Raw genomic sequence first — 19623 nt, forward strand, 5'->3', positions numbered from 1 at the left:
AACTGACTACAACGAAATCAGGCCACATTCGTCGCTCAAGAACTTGACCCCGAGCGAATTTGCGGCCCAACTGAACGAAACCCGAAAGGTCGCATGAAGCCCGGACCAGAAACGGGGTGAACACCAAAGTTGGGCGGACTCTACACAAAACTGGAGGAGATTCAGGGGCTCAGGTCATCTCAAGTGATTTAGAAAACGAACTCGTCCGAAAGAGAGGTCAGAATGTCGAAACTGTCCACTTTACCATCGAGATAGTTCGACAAACGGTTGGCAACCCCATCGTTACTTCTGGCTTGTGAGGCGCCAATCGTCCAAGGCTCATCATTTCCAACTAGGTCTAGATTTACTCCGTCCAATATTGGGGAGTTATTTTCAGCGACGAGCTCAAGTCCACTACGATCAGTATCCACATAGAGAGACATACCTAGTTCATCATCAAACCTATATACGAACTCAACTTCGTTACCTTCCTCAACCAGACCGGTATCTGTCCGTAGTGTATAGCTTGTGTCAGAGGTCTGGTGCCGGACAAAAATAGAACCATCACCATCGACAAAAGCTGAAAGGTGACCGCCGTCATCAAAGCCCCGAGAGTCTCGTGAGAAAAGTGCTTGATAGTCGTCATTCCTCAAGCGATCCCCACCTGACGTTCCGGTCAACTCATCCACACAGAAAATGATGCGTATCGCACCTTCTTCTAACCGGTAGTCAGGAATATTCTGAATGAGGAGGTAGTCATTGATCCCATCTAAATTTGCCAAGCCATCGCTTGAGCTCGCACCGCCTCTGAACAACACCGGATTATTGCTTTCAGGAGCACCATTCGCGGACGGTTCATTGGACGAAAACTGCCAACTACCAATCTGCATTATGTCGCTCGCATCGGGGGCGTCTTGAACGACAACAGAAAGCTCTTGCGTCGCTGAAAGTCCGCCGGTGTCAGTAACTCGAACGGTAACTTCGTACGTATTGTCAGCTCCAGTATCTTCTGGTTGGTCAAAGTCGGGTTGGCTTAGGAAAGACAGTGCACCTGAATCCGGGTCGATCATGAATAGGTCTGCATCGTTACCGCCTACGATATCAAAATCTAGTAAATCGCCATCTGGATCCACGGCTTCGATTTTTGTTACATCTTTGGTGTCGTCAAGGATGGTAACTAGATTGGGTGACAAAATGAGGGGGGCCTCATTTGTATCGACTGGCTGGCCGCCGAGAAAAATTTCAAATCCGCTGACTTTGCCTTCAAAATAGTTGCTCAAGCGATTGGCTTGGTCCTTGTTACTGCGAATTTGCGACGCCCCAATGGTCCAAGGTTCTTCGTTGCCAATTAGGTTGAGAGACACTCCATCATCCACGGGGATTCGATTTTCTCCGACTAAACGCGGGCCGGCGCCGTCTATGTTTGCAAATAACTGCATCCCATTGGTGTCATCAAAAACATAAGTTAGCTCAATCTCCCGACCTGCTGTGACCAGCTTGGCCGCGGTTCTGACGAAGTAACTCTCATCCTCGGTCTGATGTCTGATCAGAATGGAGCCGTCGCCATCAACAAACGCTGATAGATGCCCGCCTCCTTCAAAACCTCTCGCATCACGCGAGAACAGTGCCTGGTAGTCGTCATTGCGAAGCCTGTCGCCACCGGATACGCCGGACAATTCATCTACACAAAATGAAATACGGATAGCTCCTTGCGATAGCTGATACGCCTCCGTGTTCTCAATGAGCAGATAGTCGTTGAAGCCATCGAAGTTTACCGCGCCATCGGCTGCATTTGCACCACCTCGAAAAGTTACCGGATTGTCATTCCCCGGTGCGTCATTTTGTACGGGTGCCTCCGGTTCAAACTGCCAGCTGCCAATTTGCACGCTGCTGCCAGAATCCGGTGCCCTTTGCACGCTAACTGAAAGCTCTTGTGTTGCTGAAGCCCCAGCAAGATCAGAGACACCGACGATGAGCTCGTAGGTGTTGTCCAACCCGGCATCCAGCGGTGCATCAAAGTCGGGTTGATTGATGAAAGAGAGTTCTCCCGAGATTGGATCAATTTCAAACAGATCTGCGTCATCGCCGGCCAAAATGCCGAACGCCAGCATATCGCCGTCGGGATCTTCTGCCTGGACAGTTAACACTCTTTTCTTGTCGTCGAAGACAGACACCGCATCCGGAGAACGAATGGCCGGATCATCATTCACCGGATCCACGGTGATATTGACCGTTGCTGTGTCGCTGCCGCCGTTTCCGTCGAAGATGGTGTAGGTGAAGCTGTCCGGGCCGTTGAAGTCGGCATCGGGTGTGTAGAGATATCCCTCGCCATCAAAGCTGACGGTGCCGTTTGCTGGGTCAGAAAGCTCGACACGCAGCGGATCGCCATCCGGATCGCTGTCATTGTCGAGGATTGGAATGTAGACTGGCACGTCTTCCTTGGTCGTTGCCACGTCATCGCCTGCCATAGGTTCGCCGTTGGCGCCGACGGAGATGGTGACGTTTGCGGTATCAACGCCCCCGTTGCCATCTGCGACTGTGTACACAAAGCTGGCCGCGCCGGAGAAGCCGTCTGCCGGGGTGAACAGGATTTTGCCGTCCACCAGGGCCACTTCACCGCCTGCCGGGGCGCCGACCTCTGTGATCGTGAGATCGTCACCATCCACGTCGCTATCATTGCTGAGCAGGGCGGTGGGATCTATCTCAATTGGCGTCCCGAACGGGGTTGAGAAATCATCGTCGTCCTGTGCCCGCGGATCATCATTCACCGGATCCACGGTGATATTGACCGTTGCTGTGTCGCTGCCGCCGTTTCCGTCGAAGATGGTGTAGGTGAAGCTGTCCGGGCCGTTGAAGTCGGCATCGGGTGTGTAGAGATATCCCTCGCCATCAAAGCTGACGGTGCCGTTTGCTGGGTCAGAAAGCTCGACACGCAGCGGATCGCCATCCGGATCGCTGTCATTGTCGAGGATTGGAATGTAGACTGGCACGTCTTCCTTGGTCGTTGCCACGTCATCGCCTGCCATAGGTTCGCCGTTAGAGGGCTGTTCTAAGAAAACTGGAACACTGATATTCACTTGTTCTGTTATGCGATATTCGACAATCTCAAGTGGATCGAGTGACAGCTCGTAGGCGCTTCCGTCTTCATCGACAGGTTCTATACCAAATATCAGCAATCCGTTCGTGTTCTCGCGTTCGATCACTAAAACGGTCGTGTTTGTAGCAGTCGAGACGTTTTCAAAGGTAAAGAAAGCAACTTCAGCGACCTTGTCGCGGACATTTCCACCTTCATCGACAAAAACCTCAATATTTTGAAAATCTTCGAACGAAATGTCGCCGTCGTTGTTCTCAGCTTTGAAAGTGTTTACGCGCTGTTGGGATATTGGCAGTGTGGCGCCGAAGTTTGCAAAATTAAAAGCAGTATCGAAATTTCCTGGAGCAACAACCAGGGCTCTTAGATCAAAAACGGTCACACCTAACCTCAATACAGAAAACTAAAACTGTCTTAAATACGCTTGCCATGATGGCGGTTCAGAGTGTCGTGTCAATAAATTTGTAATTAAGAAAGCCAAAGTCTACGTGGTAGAGAGTTGCCGAAGTGACAAGATGACGATGGGGTTCTTTAAATCTCTGCATTGCCTCTATTAATTTGTTTTCTTTTGAGATTTCGTGGGAACATATTATTGATGCGCCACCTGATTTTAGTCTTCGGTCGCCGTCGTATTAGGAGAAAAAACCGGAGAAGTGGATTTCTTTGCCGCCCTTATGTGTCGTCGAGTATACTACTTTCGAGATTGGGCGTACGTGGCTCTGGCCTGGTGAGCCGCTCCCCTTGTTCGGACCACCGGGTTAGAGATTTTCCGGGGGTGGGGCCCAGGGTGCTTATTGCGTGTCTGAGCCATTAATCAGCGAGATCGGTGGGTTGTTTCCGATTGCACTGTGTAATCGCTCAAGCATTGCGATTGAAACAAAAAGCCGTGTGTCGATCAGCGTATATTCTAGTAGCTCCTACTAAAGCACAGTTTGCGCTATTTGTGATCTCGGGGATTTAAGGAGAAAAGTCTGATTCCCATTAGTGACTAAGTAAATCATTAGTAGGCCGTACATTGACACACAGGTTTGGATCGCCATTATTGAGGGTGTATTTTTGTATTGTGTTTGTGTGTTTCGAGGTTGACGCGTACCTATGTTTTTTCGAGAAGTTGCGCCTTTTGAGTTGATGAAATTCATCTCAATACCGGAAATCAGAAGTTTTTTTTCTGCACCGATAGCGGTTGAGGAGAAAATCGAAATCTGGGCATTAGATGATGTCTTTGACAAATCTGCTTCATCATTGCTTTATTTCGGTTATTTCATTGGTGGTAAAGCTCGTGATGTTCTGAACTCCTTACCCGAAGCCGAACCAAATAACCATGAAAGTGAGCTTTTCATAAAGACCAATTTGTTAGACGTGGTCGGGCACGACATTCGCCTAAGGCGTTTTTCGTCTCAAATTTTGGAAGCTATTGATCGGAAAATTTCCGAATTTCTTGGGACTGCGCGCAAATTGATCGTGAGAGGAAAATATCGAGCTCACCTCACTAATGCCGCCAGATACCTGCAGATGAGAGGCTTCAGCGTCTCTCAAAGAGCGAAGGTTCTTAACTTAAGTTAATTAGTTGGCTGCACTCCGCTTGATCGCGGTGCGGTTTTTTATGTGTATTGGGGCATTTTGCCCTGCTGGGGGGCAAAATGTTTGATGAAAGCCGTTCGGTCGCCGCGCGTTGGAATGAACTTGCACTCGAGGCTATTCGCCTAGGAGATCCCGTACCTACAGAAATGACCCGTGCGCTTCATATCGCGCATTCTGCGATGTACGATGCATGGGCTGCTTTTGATGCGGATGCAGCTGGCGCCTATTTTACGAATACAGCACTTGGTCCTGATAGCCTGACGGCGCGCGAGACCGCTGTGAGCCACGCTGCGTTTACGGCGCTATCTGAGGTGTTTCCCGATCAGACATACCTCTTTCTTGGTCTGATGGCCGATTTAGGACTGGATGAAACGGATACGTCGACCGATCTTGCGACGGCTGTCGGCGTCGGCAATGCGGCGGCTGTGGCAGTCATCGTTGCGCGAGAGAACGATGGGTCCAATTCTGAGAACGATTTTGAGGACACGGCCGATTACGAGCCGGCCAATTCGGATGACCCGGATGACCCCAATTTTGATCCAAACTCCTGGACACCTTTGAGAGTGCCGAACGGTACAGTCCGCGATGAATTCGGCAACCCCATCGCGACTGACAATCCGGCAAGTTACACGGTTCAAAAACCGATTTCACCACATTGGGGAGATGTGACTCCCTTTGCGATTAGCGACAGCGATCTTTTTCTTCCACCTGCACCGCCGAAGCTTGGAGATGTAGGCGAGTATATTGATGCAGAGGGCAAAGTCACCACAGGCGACGCTGCATATCGAGAACAATTTGGAGAGTTGGTGGATATCAGCGCCAACCTAACACCCGAGCAGAAGGCCATTGCAGAATATTGGGCCGACGGGCCACAAACTTCAACTCCTCCAGGGCACTGGAATGAAATTGCGCAGGATATTTCGGTGCGAGACGGGCATGGACTGGCCGAAGATGTCAAGATGTTCTTCGCGCTGAACAATGCTCTGTTTGATACTGGTATTGCAGTCTGGGGCGCGAAATACACCTATGACTATGTACGTCCGCAAACGGCGGTCAGGCATCTTTTTGACGGAGAGCAAATCGAGTCCTGGGCGGGGCCAAACCAGGGCACACAGTTGATAGACGGTGCGAAGTGGATCCCGTACCAAGACCGGACTTTTGTCACCCCTGCGTTTCCGGAATACACCTCCGGTCACTCCGGATTTTCTTATGCCGGGGCGACGGTACTTTCGGCTTTTGCCGGAACAGATGCATATTTTGATGGTTCGTCAGAAGGTGCCTATGACCTAGATGGCGATGGCGCACTTGACTTGCTTGGCCAATACACGACGAACGAGCTCTCCTTCGAAGAGTACGATGGTAGTCCAATTACGCTGCAATGGGATACGCTCTTCGATGCGGCGGCGGAGGCTGGTTTGTCTCGCCTTTATGGAGGCATCCATATCCAAGACGGAGATCTGTTCGGGCGAGAGATCGGTGCCGAAGTAGGGGAGGAAGTCTGGGAAAAGTCGGCTCTTTTGTTTGAGCGTGACGCAGACAACATCTTTGATACAAGCGCAATGTCGGTAAGCGCACTAGCATTGGGTGCTGGATCTGATCGCATCCTTGGCAGCCTTGTGGATTTGAATGGTCTAGAAATCTCAGATTTTGGATTCGATGACCAAATCGAGATTGCTGGTTTTAGCACTCATGACGGGGATTTTTCAGTCAGCCGCGGTTCTGCAATCATTGATCTTGATCAGGATGGTGATGGGGCTTCAGATGCCACCATCGTGCTCTCGGGGGACTTCTCTGAAGATCGGTTCGTTGCGGTTGAAGTAGACGGGGTTACGTCCCTACGCATCGCAAACGACAGTGATGTTGAATTGACAGATGAAAGTGAACGTCTGTTCACAGAGGATGAAGAAGCGAATGTCATTGCAGCAGGTGATGGCGATGATGTGGTCATCAGTGCTGGTGGTGGAGACATTCTTGATGGAGACGCTGGCAGCGACGAGCTTATCGGTGGCGAGGGTGATGATGTTCTGATCGGTGGTAAAGGAAATGATATCACCACCGGTGGGGCAGGCGCCGATATCTTTGCGTTTGATGCGTCCGATGCGCCAGAGGGTGGTGGATTTAACGCGGAGTTTATCAAAGATTTTGAAACTGGGGTCGATAAGGTCGAAATCTCTGGCTACGATAGCCTGTCTTTTGACACGCTTGTGTGGACGACAACACCATCAGGCATTGCGCTTGTCCTACCCAATTCACGCTTCATCACCTTCGAAGGCATCAGCAGTGAAAGTGAATTGGCCGAAAGCGATTTCTCCTTCCCAACAGAAGGGCGAAATGTTGCCTTTGCTCAATCGGCGCCACAGATTCTAACAGATGATGATGACAGCTACATTTCGGATGGTGATTTTGCAGATCGCGTCCAAGGGCGTGACGGCGATGATGTGATTGTCACGGCCGACGGGGACGATTTGCTCCTTGGTGGCGATGCGTCTGACGTTCTGATTGGTGGCTCTGGCTCAGATACGCTCGTTGGTGGCCAGGGCAACGATGATCTTACAGGCGGTGCGGGTGAAGACACATTCCGGTTCGAAGGCGCTGACGATCCGACCAATTCCGGTTTTGTCGCTGATTTCGTAAAGGACTACCAATCAGGGATCGACACGATCGAGATCCGCAATGTTCCCGGAATATTGCAGTTTTCAGACCTGAGTTTTGTCAATTTACCAAGCGGACTTGGAGCCAATTTGGGTGGCAGCAGGTTTATAGTCTTTGAAGGCTTGAGTAATCAGTCTGAGCTCGATCCAAATGACTTTGTCTTTATTGATGACACCGCTCCCGATCTAACGATCGCACTTGCGACAGATAGCGGCAACGACAATGGTGACGGGCTGACGAATGATCCAACCGTAGTTGGGACTGCGATAGACAACGTGTACCTGGCATCGCTTGAGCTGAGTTTTGACGGTGTGAGTTTTCAGGATATCACAGATCAGCTCGCCGAGGATGGCTCTTTCCAATTGGATGAAGCGCTTCTGGCAACTTTAAATGGCGAATCTCTGGAAGATGGAACTCTGAACCTCACCGTCAGAGCAACCGATGGTGCGGGGCAATCAACTGATCGAACGCTTGCAATCGCACTCGATCGGCAAGGGCCAGAAGTGGCCGAAGTTCCATCAGGCACATTGAGTGTTAGCCCAGATACTCTGACCATCACCTATTCCGAAGCAATGGCAAACGACGCGTTTGATATTGCAGGCTATAGTCTTACGGATGCGCTTGGTGCGCCAATTGACCTGACTTCACTAGACGTGATTTCGGACAATTCGGTGCGTTTGAATATTGCCGATACGCTTTCGGATGGCGATTTTACCCTTTCCGTTCCATCCGGCACAGACTTGGCTGGAAACGCTTTTGCAGGGACGCAGACCTTTGATTTCACCGTAGATGCAATCACGCGAATTGTTCGGACGGGCCCGTCTGACGGGACAGAGCGCTCCAATCTTGATCGTCAGATATTTGTCGAATTCGATCGCCCGATCGATCCCGCGACCGTAACATCTGACAGTTTCCAGGTAATGGCGCTTGGGGAAGCTCTGGACGGTCGCATCACCGTTTCTTCGAATGGCCGCATCATAACTTTCTTTCCCGACGATCTTTTGCCTGCAGCGACGGAACTGCGTATCAAAGTCGACGGAGATACGATTACCGGTCTTGATGGGAAGCCGGTCGATGCCGATGGCGACGGCGCTGCCGGAGGACTTTTTCAGGCCGACTTCCAGACGGTCACTCTGACGCGTGTTCCCGGCACCAATGTTGAAGGGTTCATCTTTGATGCGAACTACCGCGACGAAGATGATATGGACATCCCGTTGGAAGGCGTGGTGGTCAGCGTAATCGGCCTTCCAGGTGTCACTGCCGTCACCGATGAGAATGGGCGCTTCTTAATCGAGAACCTGCCGATCCCACAGGTTTATTTGAGTTTTGATGCGTCCAACGTCACCAATCGCCCCGAGTTTGACTACGGAACAATCGACAAGCCGGTCGATACAGTGGCTGGCCGGACCGTTGGTCTGCAATCCGGCGAAAAGGCGTTCAACATCTATTTCGCGGCGCTGGCCGAAGGTGACGTGACAGAGATTGTCGAGGGACAGGAGACAGAGGCCGGTATTGGCGAGAACGGTCTTCAGAACCTGACAGAGATTTTTCCCAATATCGATCCCGCCGAGTGGGACAAACTGAAGGTGACGATCCCTGCGGACTCACTAACATTTGACGACGGAACATTGGCCGAGGAGGTCTCGGTCATGGTCTTTGAGCCCGACCGCATTCCAGCCCCGTTGCCGCCCGGGTTCGACCCGACCGTGGTGTTTACGGTCAAGGCTGGAGACGCCACCAATGTTGATGGCAAGGCTCAAATTGATTTTCCAAATCTCGACGGGCTGGCCATTGGCGAGAAACGCCCGATCCTGAGCTTTGATCATGACGCAGGAAAATGGGTTCAGTCAGGTACAGCGATTGTCGTGGATGACGGCAATGGTGGAACGGTGCTCCGGTCCGAAGGGGATACAGGCGTCAATACGCTTGGGTGGAAGGGGATTGGTGGAGATCCGACAGAAGACGAGGATACTAACCCTAATCCCGAAGATGGCCCCGAAGATAGCGATGGAGATGGGATACCAGACCCTGTTGACCCAGATGACGACAATGATGGTCAGCCAGATGAAGAAGATTGTGACGGTGACGGCGATGGCGAAGCCGATCCATCTTATCAATTAAACTGGCAATATGGTTGGTCGTATCAGATTATACCGGTGGAACTTTCAGCAGGTTTCAATGCGTCGCTCCAAGTTCCAGAAGATATTTTTCCAGAAGAATTTGATATCGATCCTGCCGATCTAAATTTCGACTACGGACAATCCTATGTCTTTGAACCATTTGAACCCGTCACAGGCAGTGGCGGAGATAGTGGATCGTTTGAGATTTCCGAGTGGCTGGCTGATATACTCTACTGGTTGCCAAAATCGATAGAAGTTCGCGTCACAGGGTCGGTGTCGATTAGTATGGGGGTTGGTCTAAGCGCTGAACTCGATATCGAACCAGGGGAAGGTGATATCGAGCTTGAAGGGATCGAACTTCGTCCGGGGAATATTCAGGCAGATGTGACAGCTAGCATAGAACTAGACGGTACAATCGGTCGGTACTTAGATTTTCTTAACAGTTCTTTTGAAGCTACAATTCCTATCGCTGGTCTACCTACTGTTGATCTCGGGGAGTTCAGGCTTGGTTCGCTGCCTGTTCTACCGATTCGAGACTTTGAGTTTGCCTTAGATCTATCTGCGAATGCGGCCGCGACCACATCCGCTTCTGGTGAAGGCTCCGGTAGTTTTTCAATAAGTGAAGAACCAGCCGATCATTCAGAGTGTCAAAACACGCAACAAAATCAAAATCTGCAACTGGCTTCCAGCACATCTGAATTTGCTTTGAATGCGGCCTCGCAAGATTTCCAAAGTTTGCTTCAGTCGACAGTCGCTGAGGCGTTGACAATTGACCCGGATGCTCTGGCGGCCTTGGAAAATCTGCCAAGATCGAATGTGGCGTCCGTCGCAAATGTCGATGATATTTATTATCTTTATGAGCTTGAAAATGGATTGGAGGTTCGCGGATCAGTAAAAGAAGGGCAAGCGATTTCCGCTCTTTTGCCTGCGGATGAAGCCTTCACGCTATATGCCTATTCGCCTCGCTACAATAGTACCGCGATTGTGGATGTTGCCGCAGACGAGGATTTGCCGGATGAATTGAATTTTCCGATTGTTGGCGGGGTCGACTTAGATGGTGATCTAATTCCTGATCTTGGTGAATACGTCATTGGGACAAGTGACGAGACCGCTGACTCAGATGGTGACGGTATTTCAGACAGCGCCGAACTTGAGCAAGGTCTCAACCCTCTCGACGGCGTTGGCTTCCCGACGGGCCTTATCGGGAATGTGAAGACCACGGGTGATGCTCTGGATGTCGCACTCACCGGTGCACTTGACGGTTCAGGTGGGCAAACTGCTTTTGTTGCCACGGGCAATCACGGGTTGGCGATTGTCGATGCCTCGCAGTTCTCAACCCCGATTTTGCAATCTGAGCTCGACTTGAGTGGCAACAACACCCGTGTCGAAGTGGACCCACAGCGCGGGTTGGCGTTCCTGGCCTCAACCGCCGGGTTGCACATTGTTGATGTTTCCGACCCGTTGGAACCCACGCGCGTCAACACCGTGGACGTTCCAGATGGTGCGCAAAGCCTGATGTACCGCGACGGTCTGCTGTTTGTTGGCGGCCGAGATCTCTATGTTGGAAATACCGTTTCTAGTGAGCTCCTGACCGAAATCGATACGCGTGGACCCGTTAAGGACATTGCTGCATCAGGGGACACCATTTATGCGATTGTAGACAATCGCGAACTCGTTTCTTTTGCCTTCAACGGACAATCTCTGATCGAGCTTGATAGCGTTACGATACCAACGCCGCCTAGACGGGTACAGCCTTTCGAGGATTTCCGTCTGTTTATCTCTGATGACACAGCCTATGTGTCGAACGGTTTCGATCTGACGCTCATTGCTCCCACCCGCCCGTTGGAGCGGGGAGGGTATGTTACATTTGATGTCTCAGATCCCGGCAGCCTAGAGTTGATCTCGAATATCGATACTCCAGCTGTTCAGGCGGCCAATCTGCAGACGGTGACAAATGGAGCTGGACTTGGTCTTGTTGCAGCCGGTCAACGAGGCTTGCAAATCCATGACACGTCGGATCCGCAGAATACATATGATCTGATCGCCGAGTTTGACACGCCAGGTGATGCTCAGGCGGTCGAGTTGGCAAGCGGCATCGCTTATGTCGCTGACGGATCCGGCGGGCTCCAAGTTATTAATTTCCTGCCCTTTGACGCAAATGGTGAAGCACCAACTGTCACCATAAACAGCGACGCTTCCGATGCCGATCCTTCAACTGACGGTATTCAAGTGGAGGAAGGCAAAACCATTCGCCTTGATCTTGGCATTACCGATGATGTGCAAGTGCGCAATGTAGAGCTCTTGGTGAATGGCCAGGTTGTTCTAAATGATGTTTCGGCTCCTTATGAGCTTGCCTTTGCAGTTCCCGCATTGTCGAACGGCGCGACAAATGTTGACATCGCAGTGCGCGCCACAGACACGGGGGGCAACTCGACCACAAGTGAGACGATCACTTTCGAGATTATCCCCGACATCACGCCTCCAGAAGTTCTGTCGATTTCTCCTTATGACGGGCGCCTTGTTTTGGTCGGTGAAAGCACCGTGTCCATTTCATTCAGCGAACCTTTGGATCCGAATACCATTTCAGAGGCCTCGGTCGTAGTTGTTTCCTCTGACAATACGGTCATTTCAGCACGTGATCTTGTTCTTTTGGCCGACGGTCAGGTGGCACTCTTTACCTTCGATCCCTTGGCACTTGGGGATTACACGCTAAGTTTTGACCTTTCTGAAGTGAGCGATCGTGCCGGAAACTTAGTTGTGTCGTCGCCTGTTTCGCAATCCATCACGGTTGTGGATGCGACGGCCATTTGGAACGATCCGGCAGGTGGAAACTGGTTTGATCCCACGAAATGGGAAAGCGGCACAATTCCAACGTCTGAAGATGGTGTAGCCATTGTTCTCGACGACGACGCAATTGTGGCAATTAATGGCTCCAGTGTTGATGTTGATAGGCTGCTGCTGCAAGGGAACATACAATTGTCGGGAGGCGTCTTCCGTACAGATGACTTTGAAGGCAACAAAGGCTCATTTATACAAACTGGAGGTGTGGTTGCCGACACCGATCTGAAAGGCACATCCGAGTTCAATGTCGAGTTATCTGGCGGTTTGTGGAGTGGTGTTGATTTGTCGGTTGACGCGCATGTTCAGTCGTCTCGTCGTCTGGATGTTCGTGATGGATTGACGGTTGATGGACGTCTGGGGGTTGAAGCGTCTGGGCGTGTTTACTTCCAAGGCGTTCAAAGCATTGACGGGTCTGGTTTGATTGAACTGGAGACGCCTTCCAGCTGGCTTTACCATGTCAATCAGCTTTCGGGGTCTCAGGAGATTGTCACCTTTGGCCCGGATCTGACCCTGCAAGGTCAGGGGTATATCACTGTCTCAAGTGGCGAAGATGCTTTCCGTCTTCTTGGGGATGTGCGCGCTGTTGGTGGTGATTTGCAGCTCAATTATATCGACAATGATGGGGCCACTCTGTCGTTGGATAGTGCGGGGGGCGGTTTTGTCTCACTCAGGGCCTCGATTGAGAATGCGGCGATCGAAGTTTCTGACGGCGCGGATGTGAGGGCTGTTTCGAGCCAGTTGAGCGGAGTCAGTCTTGGTGGTGCTGGCGTCACCCGGATTGAAAGCGCGACCGTGTCTGATCTGACGGTCCTAGGTCAGGCCGAGATCGAGGGGGTGACAAGTTCTTTCTCAAGCCCTTCGCTGTCGGTGACCAACGATCTGACGATTGACGGAGAGTTGGCGCTTTCCGGCACTAATCAGCGGACGGCGACGCTGCGCATCGATGGGGCGCAGACTGTCGATGGGTCTGGCACGGTTCTTTTGAGCCGGAACAATGCGATCAGTGACGAGGTGGTCAACAACACCATCCGTTTCAATGGTCAACTTTTTGGGGAGCGCGAAGACCTGATTTTTGGGCCAGATCTTACGATCCGCGGTACGGGCAATTTCTCTGTGGATAACGGCGAAGACCGGCTGCAAATGCTTGGCACGGTTGCGGCCGAAGGTGGGGATCTTCTGCTGCGCTACGTCGACAATATGGGCGAGGTGTTGACCGTTGATCCTGGCGATGGGGCGCTCAAGTTTGGCACGCTGATTGAGAACACGGTTGTCACGGCGGCAAGCGGGGCGACAGGCTCTGTCGGCTTTGAGAGCGGGGTTGATATCCGCAGCACAACATTCAACGCCGATGCGCGCCTTGAGGCGACGTTTGGAACTCAGGTCGATTTTGAAGGTGATGTCACAATCAATGGCACCTTTGAGCTGGCGGCATCTCCCTCACGGGAGGCGACGATCAATCTGCGCGGCGCCCAAACCATAGACGGCACGGGAGAGATCCTGATGAGCCGGGCGAACCTCAACCCCGGACAGGCGGGCACAAACAATGTCACTTTCGTCGGCGATCTGAACGGCACGGAAGAGATCGGGACATTTGGGGCTGGTTTGGGGCTGCGCGGCACAGGGATCTTGTCGGCGAGCCGCGGAGAAGACAGTATCCGTGTGCTGGGCCAAGTGACTGCTGAAGACGGTGATCTGATCCTGCGCGATGTGGACAACGCGGGAGCAGACCTCATTGTAGACGCCACGGCTGGTCAAGTTGTGCTTGGGGAACGCGTCACGGACACGGTGGCGACCGGAACAGGGACACTGGGCCTTGAGGATGGTCTCCGTATGGATGGCCTGACCCTCAACATGGATGCGTTGATTGGCGGGCAGACCCAGGGCGTTTGGGTTTATTCTGAAGGGACGGGGCTGACGGTGAACGCAACGCTTGAGATCGCGGCGGGTGTGTCCCGTAACGCATATCTTGAGCTGGAGGGAGAGCAGACCCTTGGCGGCACCGGTACAATTCGTCTGACGGATGCCAACAATCCGCTGCAAGACCCGAACAACCTAATCATTTTCGATGGCCAGGATAATAACGCCGTTGAGACATTGACCATTGCAGAGGAAATGGAGGTCATCGGCGAAGGTTATATCTATGCACAGGATCAAAACGACACGATCCTGCTGGAAGGCACGATCCTTGCGGATGACGGGACACTGCGCATTGATGACCTCGAAGGATTGGAGGGCACGCTGGGGGCAACAGATGACGGTGTTCTGAACATTCAGACCCCGCTGACACTGACCGAACGCGGAACGCTGGCTGTGGGTGTTTCCAACGATGGGGTGGGACTAATCAACGCAACTGGCAACGTCTTTAGCACGGCTGTTGAACTTATGGGCACCCTAGCCATCGACGTCGAAGACGGGTTCACCGCTAATATCGGTGATCAATTCGCCTTCATGACCTCAAACAGCGGCTTCTCCGGCGATTTTGACGGCTTTGCCGGCTTCGACCTCGCAGGTAACCAAGCCTTTAAACTCATCCAAACATCAACAACACAACTCGCTCTAGAAGTCACTACAGACCAAGATGCAAACAATCTGGGGTTCTTTGACAGTTTCACACCGGGACCCAGACCCCCATTTGTGCGGACGGATCTGGCACTCGATGACGCAATCGGGACGTTTCTATCAGACGTTAATATTATCGCAGATCGGACGATTGGTGGCGACTTCGCGGACTTTTCCTATCAAAATGCCGAGATTCAGACAGATCTGAGCGCAACCAGAACCGTGGCGGATGCCAGCTACACTCTTGTAGGGGGTCTTCTTCTTGAAGATGCCGTGCTGTCGATGACAGGGACATCGTTGGCAGATTTTGTCATCAATGTGAATGGCACGCAAACCATTGGCGGAAATGGTATTTTTGACTTTGATAAAGTCGATCTCGGCACTGGCACTGGTGCGCTGAATCTGATGCGTTTCAACAACCGTAGTTCCGAGCGAGAAGTTCTGACCATCGAGGAAGGAGTTACGATCCGAGGTGATGTCGCGGTGTCCACGGCCTCACCAACCCAGGATCACATCCGTTTCCTTGGCACACTCGCAGGCAAGGATGGCGCCACGACACGGCTTGGGGGGGTCGACAATGAGGGCGCTGCCTTCACCGTTGACGCGAGTGTCGGCACGATTCAGCTCGACAGCTACATCACCGAAGCGGTCATTGCTGAGGCGACCGGTAGTAACGGTGCGGTCAGTCTCCTTGATGGCACCATTCTGAACAATATCAGCTTTGGCATCGACACCGTTGTCGATGCGAGCGGCGCCAGTTCTGTGGATGTCTCTATTGTTAATGGTATGACTTTGACCAATAGCATGTTGACACTCCAGGGCTTCAACAATCAGGCACGGATCGATTTCGACGGTGCACAACTGATTGACGGAACTGGGACAATTCGGCTGGCAGAGTTCCCGACAGGACCCACTGACAACGATATTATTTTTGCCGGGTTCGAGAGCTTTGCTGAGACATTGGTCTTTGGTTCGGGGATTACAATCCGTGGCTCCGGCGTGCTCGATGCACAGGATACCAATGACAAGATTAGCATCCTCGGTACGCTTGTCGGAGAAGGCAGTGGCCTGCTTGCGATCAATGATCTCGACAATGCAGGGGGCACCGTCACAATTGATGCGAGCGCTGGCTCAGTCGGCTTCGGGAGCGGTATTTCCAACGCCAACCTTCAAGCCGCTTCGGCGAACACCGGCGCGGTTGAGCTCTTGTCAAACGGTGGATTGCGCAATGTAACCCTTGGGATCGACACGCGGCTTGATGCTGAACTGTCGGGGCTCTCAAACACTGTCCGGGGCGGGCTGACCTTAGACGATTCAACACTGACGGTGGCGGGTTCCGAATTGGCGTCGGCGACGCTCAACTTCCGCGGCGCGCAGACTCTTGGCGGAGCAGGTATCGTGTTGCTCTCAGATGAGAACGCGATTGATGGTAGAGGCGTTAACAACACCCTGAACTTTATTGGCGTCGAAGGCGGTACAGAGACCTTTGTGATTGGCGCAGATGTCGAGCTTGTAGGCGAGGGGGCACTGAACGTTAGCAACGGTGACCTTCTGGACATCGACGGCAACGTCACTGCGCGCGACGGCACGCTTGCGTTAGAGGGGGTTGAGGAGATTAGTGGCGACATCACGGCTGAGACCGGCGCTGTGCTGTCCTTTGATAGGACATTCGGCCTGCTGAACGGTGCAGGGGTCACAATCGGTCTCAGCAAAGCGGGGCTCGACGCAGATGCAGGTTTGATCACTGTGGCAGGCCTGCTGCAAAAAGGTGGTGACTTCAACTTTGATGTCGCAGGAGACTTTGACGCTGATATCGGTGCTGAGTTTGAGATTCTGCGCACGGCAGAAGGGTTCACGGACAGTTTTGCGAGCGTTACAGGCGCGAGCATTGGCGCCACACGCGGCCTTGCGCTGATCGAAGACGGTAACTCGCTTTTTGCACGTGTTGTTGACATCGCACAGGCTGGGCAGCAATTGACACGTGATGACCTGCCGGCCGATCCTGTGCTGCCGGTGCTTAATCAGAACTTCACGGATGTCACACTGGATGCCGCTTTGGCTGGCGGGCCAGAAGTCGAGTTATCTGGCGGTTTGTGGAGTGGTGTTGATTTGTCGGTTGACGCGCATGTTCAGTCGTCTCGTCGTCTGGATGTTCGTGATGGATTGACGGTTGATGGACGTCTGGGGGTTGAAGCGTCTGGGCGTGTTTACTTCCAAGGCGTTCAAAGCATTGACGGGTCTGGTTTGATTGAACTGGAGACGCCTTCCAGCTGGCTTTACCATGTCAATCAGCTTTCGGGGTCTCAGGAGATTGTCACCTTTGGCCCGGATCTGACCCTGCAAGGTCAGGGGTATATCACTGTCTCAAGTGGCGAAGATGCTTTCCGTCTTCTTGGGGATGTGCGCGCTGTTGGTGGTGATTTGCAGCTCAATTATATCGACAATGATGGGGCCACTCTGTCGTTGGATAGTGCGGGGGGCGGTTTTGTCTCACTCAGGGCCTCGATTGAGAATGCGGCGATCGAAGTTTCTGACGGCGCGGATGTGAGGGCTGTTTCGAGCCAGTTGAGCGGAGTCAGTCTTGGTGGTGCTGGCGTCACCCGGATTGAAAGCGCGACCGTGTCTGATCTGACGGTCCTAGGTCAGGCCGAGATCGAGGGGGTGACAAGTTCTTTCTCAAGCCCTTCGCTGTCGGTGACCAACGATCTGACGATTGACGGAGAGTTGGCGCTTTCCGGCACTAATCAGCGGACGGCGACGCTGCGCATCGATGGGGCGCAGACTGTCGATGGGTCTGGCACGGTTCTTTTGAGCCGGAACAATGCGATCAGTGACGAGGTGGTCAACAACACCATCCGTTTCAATGGTCAACTTTTTGGGGAGCGCGAAGACCTGATTTTTGGGCCAGATCTTACGATCCGCGGTACGGGCAATTTCTCTGTGGATAACGGCGAAGACCGGCTGCAAATGCTTGGCACGGTTGCGGCCGAAGGTGGGGATCTTCTGCTGCGCTACGTCGACAATATGGGCGAGGTGTTGACCGTTGATCCTGGCGATGGGGCGCTCAAGTTTGGCACGCTGATTGAGAACACGGTTGTCACGGCGGCAAGCGGGGCGACAGGCTCTGTCGGCTTTGAGAGCGGGGTTGATATCCGCAGCACAACATTCAACGCCGATGCGCGCCTTGAGGCGACGTTTGGAACTCAGGTCGATTTTGAAGGTGATGTCACAATCAATGGCACCTTTGAGCTGGCGGCATCTCCCTCACGGGAGGCGACGATCAATCTGCGCGGCGCCCAAACCATAGACGGCACGGGAGAGATCCTGATGAGCCGGGCGAACCTCAACCCCGGACAGGCGGGCACAAACAATGTCACTTTCGTCGGCGATCTGAACGGCACGGAAGAGATCGGGACATTTGGGGCTGGTTTGGGGCTGCGCGGCACAGGGATCTTGTCGGCGAGCCGCGGAGAAGACAGTATCCGTGTGCTGGGCCAAGTGACTGCTGAAGACGGTGATCTGATCCTGCGCGATGTGGACAACGCGGGAGCAGACCTCATTGTAGACGCCACGGCTGGTCAAGTTGTGCTTGGGGAACGCGTCACGGACACGGTGGCGACCGGAACAGGGACACTGGGCCTTGAGGATGGTCTCCGTATGGATGGCCTGACCCTCAACATGGATGCGTTGATTGGCGGGCAGACCCAGGGCGTTTGGGTTTATTCTGAAGGGACGGGGCTGACGGTGAACGCAACGCTTGAGATCGCGGCGGGTGTGTCCCGTAACGCATATCTTGAGCTGGAGGGAGAGCAGACCCTTGGCGGCACCGGTACAATTCGTCTGACGGATGCCAACAATCCGCTGCAAGACCCGAACAACCTAATCATTTTCGATGGCCAGGATAATAACGCCGTTGAGACATTGACCATTGCAGAGGAAATGGAGGTCATCGGCGAAGGTTATATCTATGCACAGGATCAAAACGACACGATCCTGCTGGAAGGCACGATCCTTGCGGATGACGGGACACTGCGCATTGATGACCTCGAAGGATTGGAGGGCACGCTGGGGGCAACAGATGACGGTGTTCTGAACATTCAGACCCCGCTGACACTGACCGAACGCGGAACGCTGGCTGTGGGTGTTTCCAACGATGGGGTGGGACTAATCAACGCAACTGGCAACGTCTTTAGCACGGCTGTTGAACTTATGGGCACCCTAGCCATCGACGTCGAAGACGGGTTCACCGCTAATATCGGTGATCAATTCGCCTTCATGACCTCAAACAGCGGCTTCTCCGGCGATTTTGACGGCTTTGCCGGCTTCGACCTCGCAGGTAACCAAGCCTTTAAACTCATCCAAACATCAACAACACAACTCGCTCTAGAAGTCACTACAGACCAAGATGCAAACAATCTGGGGTTCAACCTAGCCGACGACTTCGTGTTCCAGATGGTATGAGGTTAAGATAGTGATTGAGTGAGTATCGTACTTGTCGGTGTGCAAAACCATTTGGGTTTTCCGAGACTGTTCTTTATTAGGTTCGGTTTTAATGATCCGAGTTTAGCAATCTAAAAGCGTGCTGAAAAACGGATAACAGGTTGATCCAACTGCCATTGCAAAGGCAGAGGTTAGGTTTCTACCGAATAATGCAATGGTCCCAGTGAATATTAAAAAACTAACTTGAAGGTCGCAACTTGAAAACTGGGCGGAAAAATTTGACAAGTCAGCCCTAGAGCCTAAGTTAATCGTTATTATATTTTTGTTTGTTCTTGGTTTTATATTGGTTTGGTTAATGCT

3 protein-coding genes are annotated in these 19623 nt (G+C 52.6%); 2 read left to right on the top strand and 1 reads right to left on the bottom strand.

The features are described 5' to 3' along the window. Window positions 1–188: 188 nt before the first annotated feature. Window positions 189–3452 (bottom strand): Ig-like domain-containing protein, encoded by a 3264-nt coding sequence (locus J7412_RS20685; protein WP_209081366.1) that lies wholly within the window; start codon window positions 3450–3452, stop codon window positions 189–191. 713 nt (window positions 3453–4165) lie between these two features. Here J7412_RS20685 and J7412_RS20690 point away from each other — a divergent pair. Both J7412_RS20690 and J7412_RS20695 read left to right on the top strand, forming a co-directional pair. Continuing rightward, the gene (locus tag J7412_RS20690) at window positions 4166–4633 is read left to right on the top strand and encodes a hypothetical protein (RefSeq protein WP_209081367.1); all 468 of its coding nucleotides are present in this window, start codon (window positions 4166–4168) and stop codon (window positions 4631–4633) included. Between the two features lie 77 nt (window positions 4634–4710). Further along, on the top strand, window positions 4711–19284 hold the full coding sequence (locus J7412_RS20695) for a DUF6851 domain-containing protein (protein ID WP_209081385.1): 14574 nt from the start codon (window positions 4711–4713) through the stop codon (window positions 19282–19284). The last annotated feature ends 339 nt before the right edge of the window (window positions 19285–19623 follow it).

The sequence above is a fragment of the Shimia sp. R9_3 genome (genome assembly GCF_017743755.1).
Lineage (GTDB): Bacteria > Pseudomonadota > Alphaproteobacteria > Rhodobacterales > Rhodobacteraceae > Shimia.